Source organism: Sphingomonas sp., from assembly GCF_030145815.1.
In the GTDB taxonomy this organism is placed as follows: Bacteria; Pseudomonadota; Alphaproteobacteria; order Sphingomonadales; family Sphingomonadaceae; genus Sphingomonas.
On the sequence record NZ_JAIXHL010000058.1, the window covers coordinates 1 to 7,397 of the forward strand.

Here is a 7,397-nt window from a genome sequence, read left to right on the forward strand (position 1 = left end):
CCCACCTGTTCGCCCGCACCATCCGGGCGCGGGGCGTTGTCCCCTTACCCGGGGCGGCGCCCCGCTACTGTGGGGCGTTGCTATTTTTCCCCCGCTTGCTGTGCACGCCCCCCGCGGCCGCTGCGCTTGAAATTAAGGGCGCCGCCGCACTCCTCCGCTTGCGCTGCGGCCCGTCGGGTTCGCGGGATCACCTCATACGCCGGTCGCTGGTCCGCCCATGCCGCAGGGATGGTCCCGCGGTACATCAAGGAGACGACCAATGGCAGCTATCGGCTTTGTGAACGGCACCATCGAAACGGGCTTCGTGGGCCAGCTGAAAACCCTCTCGATCCGCGCGGCGATCGAGATCCGGACCAACCGCTCGAAAAACGGCGACGTCCAGCCCGACTATCGGGTCTATTCCGAAGGCGTCGAGATCGGTGCCGGCTGGATCCGCGTCGGCCAGGTTTCGGGTGAACCCTATGTGTCGCTGAGCCTCGCTGCTCCCGAGTTCGGACCGCGCCGGCTCTATGCGAACCTCGGCCGTGCTGCCGGTCAGGACGGCGAGGACGGTTACGCCCTTATCTGGAACCCCGCCGACTGAGGCGGGCTTCCACCCCGCGCCGCTCTCGCGGCGCGGGGCTTTGCCGTGCCTGGATTTCAGGCGAGGTCGCTCGGGATATCGGCGACGGTGAAGCTCATCGGGTTGCGGAGCCAGATATCGACCGCGCCCGCGCGCCAGCCGCAGGCGCGCGCGCCCGTGTTGCGTTGTGGCGGAAACGTTCCGGCGGCGATCTTGCGGTAGATAGTGGCGCGGCTGAGGCCGGTCAGGTCGAGGACCTCGGGCAGGCGCATCAGGCGCAAGGGGGACTGCGATACCATGATTTGCTTCTCCTATTCTTGAGGGTCTTTGCGTCGACGCGAGACAGAGAAGGGGATGCAAAGGGCTGGCGTCAACCCGTTGGAAATCCGCGATTCGTCCGGGATGTACTCCCATGCACTCAGACGTACTCCAGCGGACTCCAGAGACCTCTGGAGATACCGAAAATAATTCGTCTCAAACCGTCTCGCGGCGGAGCCCGATCGGGAAATGTGACCGTCGGATACGGTCGCGATCGCGAATGACGCGCCGCGGGCGGCGCGAGCGTGGGGTGATTCGCATTGGGGAGGGCGCCTTTGGCGCACATGCGGTCGCCGCGCGAGCGGCGGCGTTTGTTATCCCGGCACGGCGGGCGCGAAGGTGGGCGTCACTCGCCTCTAGCCCCGCCCGGCCGGGCCGCAACCCGCGTCGCGGGTCCTCCATTTCATTGCGGTCCTGCGGATGCAGCCCGCCCGATGATGCGGGTCTGCCGGCTCCTTCCTGCCGCCCACCTCCGCCCCCTTCCGGGCCGGGGTGCGGTGGCTGGAAGGAGAAAAGATATGCGCAAGGAACGGATCGAGAGGGCGAGCCTCTATTCGGAGGTCACGAACAGGATTATCGCGGAGCTCGAAGAGGGGCGGCTGCCATGGGTGCAGCCGTGGGATAACGCAGCTTGCGGATGCACGATGCCGCAGAATGCCGGAACCGCCCGCAAATACAGCGGCATCAATGTGCTGATCCTGTGGGCCGAGGTTGTCGCCAAGGGCTATGCGTCGCAGCGCTGGCTCACCTACCGGCAGGCCGAGGCGGCGGGCGGCAATGTCCGGCGCGGCGAGAAGGGCGCGGTCATCTGCTATGCCGACCGCTTCACGCCCAAGGCCGAAACCGAAGCAGCGCGCGGCGAGGACCGCGAAGCGCGGCAGGTTGCGTTCCTCAAGCGCTTTGTCGTGTTCAATGTTGATCAATGCGAAGGACTGCCCAAGGCCTATATCACGCCGATGGTCAGCCCCGACCCGGTGCTTGCCATTGCCGAGGCCGATGCGCTGATCGCCGCGAGCGGCGCGCACTTCCAGATTGGTGGCGCCGAAGCTTTCTACAGCCCGAGTCATGATTTCGTGCAGGTGCCGCCGCAGGCTGCGTTTCAAGCGCCGATCAACTGGTATCGGACGGCGCTGCATGAGCTTGGTCATTGGACCGGTCACGGCAGCCGTCTGGACCGCGACCAGAAGGGCGGGTTCGGATCCGACAGCTACGCGAAGGAGGAACTTGTCGCCTTATCTGGACAGTCTGCGCCGTCCGCAACATTGCAGTAAGGTCGGCGATGGACGCCCACGGTAGGCAGTAATCAGGCTGGCCGTAGCGCTGACCCAAGAGCTGGCGGAGGCCAGCCTGATTACTGCCGGGCCATAGAGCGCATCGGTGTGAGGTCAGCTTCCGGGTGGGGGGTCCGGGGGGAGGGTTTCGGGCCGGTGTCGATCATTACTGTTTGCGAGCGCCGCGAGGCCAAGGGTCTCGATGCGCATGTGCCGCTGATCCTGCGCGGTGACGCGCTCTATGATCCCGATCTGGATCGCTTCTTTCTTGACCTGCCGCTGTCGGGGGTCCGCTCGCGGCACTCGCTTCGCGCCTACGCCTATGATGTTGCGGTCTGGCTCCGCTTTCTCGATGCCTGCGGCAAGACCGTGTGGGCTGCGACCCGCGACGATGTCGATGCCTATCATCGTGAGCGACGCCGCGACGAGGCCGATCACCGGATCACGGCGGCAAGCTGGAACCGGGCTGTCGCCAGCCTCGATCGCCTCTACCGCTGGGGCGAGCAGCAAGGGCTGATCGCCGACGCGCCGTTTAGCCGCCGCGCCGTGTGGCGACCGGCGCAAGGTGGCCGTCGTGGCATGATCGCGGCGCGCAACGACGCCTATGAACGTGTTGCCAGGCGGTCGGATGTGCGGTTCGTCACGATGGACGACTACCACATTTTCCGCGAGGTCGGCCTGCGCGGCCTCACCCCGGACGGCACCGAGCGCCCCGGCGCTCGCGATCGCAACGGGCTGCGCAACGCTCTGTTCGCCGACCTTCTCGTCACCACTGGCCTGCGTCTTGAAGAGGCGTCGGGCCTGCTCGCCGATGAGCTTGCGGCCATCGATCACGACCACGATCAGGCTCAGCAGCTTTGGCTGCGCCTGCCGCCGCCGCTCACCAAGGGCGACCGGGGACGCAGTGTGCTGGTCCCGCGTCGGCTGCTGCGTCAGATCGCCGCCTATGTCGCCGTCGAACGCGCCGCAGGCGTGACCAAGTTCGCCGCGCGGGACGGCGCGGCCAAGCTCGAACGACCGATCCCTGTCACCCGCGCCGGTCTCGACCGCATGCGCGATGTCTGCACCCCAGAGGAACGATGCCGCCTGATCCTGTGCGACGAGGATGGACCGCCCCACGAGCCGGCGGCGCTATGGCTGACCGAGGTAGGGCAGCCTGTTCGCCCCAACTCGTGGGAGGTGATCTTCACCCGTGCCTGCAAGCGGTGCGAGGAGAACGGTTTCCCGCTGTCGATCAGTCCCCACCAGCTTCGTCACACCTTCGCAGTCCATATGCTCGCCTTGCTGATCCAGCAGCGGCGGCGCGAAGCGGCATTGCCGGCGGGGCCGGTGGAGAGCTACCGGCTGATCCTGGGCGACCCGCTGCAACAGGTGCAACGTCTGCTCGGCCACGCGAGCCTCACCACCACCTATATCTACCTCGATCATATCGCGACGCGCGCCGATACAGTGGACGCGGCCGTCGAGGAGCTGCTCGCGCTGCTGCCGGGACCGCAGGGCGCATGAGCGGGCATCCCCGCAAGGGCCGGCCTGTCGCTTTCGCGCCGATCACGCCGGAGTCCGTGCAGCCCGATCCTGTGCTCGGCCTCAAGTTCACGATCGAGGCACGGCATGGCGGAACGGTCCTGATCGATATGACTGGGCTCGTTCCTCGCCCACTCGCCATCGCCTTCGCGGGCGCGCTACGTCGGTCAGCGGCGCTCGGCGGCCCCATCGGTGCGGCCAGCGTCATCAAGCAGTATGTAAATGCCTACCGCCTGTTCTTCGCCTGGCTTGGCGATGACGCGCTGAACGTGGCTGGCGTCAGCGACCTGCGCGCAGTCCATATCGATGGGTTCGCCTCCGCGCTCGAACAGCGCGGGATGGGCGCGATCCACCGGCACATAACGGTCGGCAAGATCATCAACACATTGCGCGCGATCGAGGCAGACCGGCCCGATCGGATCGCGTCCGACCTGCATGAGCGGCTGCGCTACACGCTGGCCACATCGGCGGGCCGCTCGACCCCGCGCGATGCTTATAGCCCCTTCGTCGCCCGCGCGTTGCGCGACGCCGCGAGGACCGATGTCGAAGCGATGTTCCGCCGTCTCGGCGCCGACGACCGGACCGATGAGGGCGACCCGGTCATCGCCAGCGCGCGCGCCGATGTCGAAGCGATCATCGCGCGGCAGGGCTTTATCGTCGCAGACCAGCCCGCGCTGAAGAGCCTCTATTTCATGCGCATGCGGCGCGCATTGCCGATCAGCACGCTCATCGACGACCTGCATGGCCGCCATCACCTGCTTGCGCGCGATCTGCCGGCGCTGCTCGTGTTGCTCACGCTCGATACCGGCCTCGAGCCCGAGTGCCTGAAGACGCTGACCGTGGATTGTCTCACCAACCCCCATGCCGGCACGGTGGAACTGCGCTATCTCAAGCGCCGCGCTCGCGGCGCCGAGCATAAGAGCATGCACGTCCGCGACGGCGGTGGTGGCACGCCTGGCGGTCTTATTCGTCGCCTGATCGAGGTCACGGCGACTGCCCGCACGCATCTAAACGACGATCGTATTTGGGTTTATCACAACGCTGGCGGCCTGCGGGCAGGTATCCGCCACCCGACGGAACGGATCGATGCCTGGGTGGCGCAGAACGATATTGTCGATGACGACGGCAAGCCGCTCCACCTGCTGCTCTCCCGGCTCCGCAAGACCCACAAGGCGTTATGGTACACCAAGACCGAGGGGCATATAGCCCGCTTCGCGGTCGGCCACTCGCGCGAGGTAGCGGCGCGCCACTATGCTGATCTGCCGTCGCTCCGGCCCCTGCACGAGACGGCCGTCGCCGACGCCTTCCGCGCAGCGGTCGCCGCCGCGATGCCGACCGTGCTTCCGCCCACCGCCGAGCAGGCGTTGCGCAAAGCGCCCGATCAGGCCGAGCCGCTGATGCCGCTGGCTACCGTGGGTCCGTTGCTCGACGGCGAACAGGATGTCTGGCTCGCCGCCTGCGCGGGCTTCCATAACAGTCCCTTCGCCGAGGCCGGTTCGCCCTGTGCGCAGCCCTTCTGGGGCTGCCTTGATTGCCCTAACGCCGTCATCACCGCGCGCAAGCTCCCCGCGATCCTGGCTTTCCTCGTCTTCGTCGAAGAACAGCGGCTGAGCCTGCCCGCGACCGACTGGGCGGCCAAGTTCGGCCGCGTCCATGCCCGCATCACCGCCCAGGTCGTGCCGGCCTTCTCCGATGCCGTCATCGCCGATGCGCGCCGGCAGATGGAGAGCGAGCGGCTTTATCTGCCGCCGGAGGCACGCGCATGACCATACCCGCCCATGCCCAAGAGCCTGCCTTCGACGATCGCCCCGTGCTGGCGAGCGCGCCGCTCAAGGAGGGCCACGCCCGCGAGGAGCTGTCTCGCGTCGGCGACCCGAGCTGGGATCTCGGTCTCGCCGTATTCCGCGAGAACGCCCGGCGCTGCCACGTCACCGTGCATTTCGACGTGCTCGAACATGCCGATGTGCAGGCGGCGATGCGCGCCTATCTCTACGCCCGTCTCAACGTCGATCTTCCCGGCTACCGCCCGAAGCTGCCGCCGGCGAGCATTCGCCAGGCATTCAACCGTGCCCGCCGGTTCTTCGCTTTCGCCCGTGAGCGGCTCGGACGGCTCGACGTTTCCCGTATCGATCAGGCGTTGGTCGATGCCTATGCCCGGCACCTTCGTGCCGATCCGGCCCGGCGACCCGTCATCGTCGGCCACCTCCTCGAAGTGATCTCCGATCTCTATCACTATCGTGACCACCTCGCTGGCGGAGGCCTTGCATTCGAGCCCTGGGCCGGACAGGCGCCCGCCCGCGTCGCGGGCTACCGGCATGTCCGGGAGAACCGCACGCCGCGGTTCCCGGAAGAGGTCATCGCCGCGCTGCTCGCATGGTCGTTGCGCTACGTCACCGTCTTCGCTGACGACATTCTCGCAGCCCGTCGCGAGCTTGATCGGCTCGAAGCGCGCCGGGATCGTCTCGTCGCCGCCGACTCCGGCCTCCCGGACGCTGATCGCCGGCAACGTCGCCGCACCCGCCTGAAGGCCTATTTCGGTCGCCGACGCCGCGAGGGGCGCGGCGCACCGATCTGGGGCACCGCTCATAACGGCAAGCTGCGCGTCGACCCCAACACCGGCGCCGTGACCCCACCGATCAACGCCCATCTCCTGCATCTCCATGCCGGGATCGACGTGCAGGCCGAGCCAGGCGCGCATCTCCTGCTGACCGGCGGTGAAGCGAGGTTGATCGACGCAGTGGCGGCCGAACTGGGGGTAGAGGTCGGCGGCATGGACACGCCGATCTCGATCGATCCCGAGAGCGGTCGGCCATGGCGCGAGCACTTCGACGCGAAGACTCTCGCACACGAGGAACGGATGCTCCAGGCCGCCGCCTATATCGTGTGCGCCTACCTGACCGGCATGCGCGACTGCGAGGTGCAGGCGATGCGGCGCGGGTGTCTCTCTATCGCGCGCAGTGAGGACGGCCTGATCGAGCGGCATCGCATCCGATCGACCATCTACAAGCGCCGGGCGGCCGTGGGCGAGGCGGCGAGCTGGGTGACGATAGAGCCGGTCGCCGATGCGATCACGGTGCTCGAACGCCTGTCGGCAGGACCGGCGCGCGCCAGCGGCAGCGATACGCTCTGGCCGGTGCTGCGCGCGAGCGCCGTCTCCAAGACGCATCTGTCGAGCGAGGTGGTCCGTCAGCTCAACACCTTCCGCGATCACCTCAACACCGCCTTCGGCAGCCCCGATATGCCGGTCATCCCGCCCGGTCCCGATGGCAAGCCGTGGCGCATCACGACGCGGCAGTTCCGGCGCACGATCGCGTGGCACATCGCCAACCGTCCGTTCGGCACCATCGCCGGCATGATCCAGTACAAGCACGCCTCGGTCGCCGCGTTCGAAGGCTATGCCGGGACCAGCGCATCGGGGTTTCGCGCTGAGGTCGAGGCGCAGTGCCGGCTCGGTCAGACTGATGACCTGCTGGACTATTTCGACCGGCGTCAGGGCGGCGCATCGCTTGGCGGGCCGGCGGGACCGCGTATCGGGCGGACGCTCGACGATGCCGCCGTTCAGCTCGGGCCATTGCCCGCCATGATCGCCGATCGCGCCCGCCTGCGCGTCATGCTCGCCAGCGTCGCGCGCACCTTCCATGTCGGCCCGCTCGCGGATTGCTTCTTCGATCCCGCGACCGCGCTCTGCCTCAAGCGCGTGACGACCCCCGATCCCGCGCAGC

Annotated in this window: 6 protein-coding genes; 5 read left to right on the forward strand and 1 reads right to left on the reverse strand. The window is 67.5% G+C overall.

Translation table 11 applies throughout. From position 1 onward, the window contains the following. The first annotated feature begins 259 nt into the window (after positions 1–259). Positions 260–583, forward strand: coding sequence for a DUF736 family protein (locus KYX69_RS22580; RefSeq protein WP_300501616.1), 324 nt, complete (start codon positions 260–262; stop codon positions 581–583). Positions 584–639: 56 nt separating this feature from the next. Here KYX69_RS22580 and KYX69_RS22585 read toward each other — a convergent pair whose 3' ends face one another. Further along, positions 640–861: an AlpA family transcriptional regulator gene (locus tag KYX69_RS22585; protein ID WP_300501617.1), complete on the reverse strand. Its 222-nt coding sequence runs from the start codon at positions 859–861 to the stop codon at positions 640–642. A gap of 537 nt (positions 862–1,398) precedes the next feature. Between KYX69_RS22585 and KYX69_RS22590 the strand changes: the two genes are divergently transcribed. The 4 genes from KYX69_RS22590 to KYX69_RS22605 all read left to right on the forward strand — a co-directional run. Next, positions 1,399–2,151, forward strand: coding sequence for an ArdC family protein (locus KYX69_RS22590; RefSeq protein WP_300501618.1), 753 nt, complete (start codon positions 1,399–1,401; stop codon positions 2,149–2,151). Between the two features lie 156 nt (positions 2,152–2,307). Then, positions 2,308–3,657, forward strand: a complete 1,350-nt coding sequence (locus KYX69_RS22595) for a site-specific integrase (RefSeq protein ID WP_062061010.1) — start codon at positions 2,308–2,310, stop codon at positions 3,655–3,657. Beyond that, a complete protein-coding gene (locus KYX69_RS22600; protein WP_072597918.1) occupies positions 3,654–5,441 on the forward strand; it encodes a hypothetical protein in 1,788 nt (595 codons plus the stop codon). Before KYX69_RS22595 ends, KYX69_RS22600 begins: the two co-directional genes overlap by 4 nt. Next, the coding region (locus KYX69_RS22605) for an integrase (protein WP_300501619.1) at positions 5,438–7,397 on the forward strand (1,960 nt) is incomplete at its 3' end. The genes KYX69_RS22600 and KYX69_RS22605, both read left to right, overlap by 4 nt.